The sequence below is a fragment of the Bacillus sp. SIMBA_005 genome (genome assembly GCF_046535585.1).
Lineage (GTDB): Bacteria > Bacillota > Bacilli > Bacillales > Bacillaceae > Bacillus > Bacillus pumilus.
In genome coordinates this window covers 1-266 of record NZ_JAWRWI010000528.1, presented here as the reverse complement: position 1 = coordinate 266, position 266 = coordinate 1, and the positions used below count along the sequence as shown (strand labels likewise).

At 62.0% G+C, this 266-nt stretch carries 1 protein-coding gene; it reads left to right on the top strand.

Going from position 1 to position 266, the window contains the following annotated elements:
* The coding region (locus SB660_RS21170) for a hypothetical protein (protein ID WP_410584357.1) at positions 1-266 on the top strand (266 nt) is incomplete at both ends.

Genomic DNA, 266 nt, shown 5'->3' with positions numbered 1-266 from the left:
GCACTCCTGTTGATCTTCAGTTTCAGTGATTCTTCGCGACCGGCCAACGCCTGGCGTGCCGTGAAGAAATGGGTCAATGATCGCACTCGTCGCACGCCCGCATCGTCGGGAAGTGGCCCAACGGCCGATGCCGCGACTCTCGCCGCAGAGCTTATGCAGGCCCAGAAGGAGAGGCACGGCTGGCGATGGCGCTATCGCGATCGTTGGGTTCTTGTTGCCGGTGACTATCCGCTTGTGCGGCGTCTCGCGCCTGGATTGGCGGATAC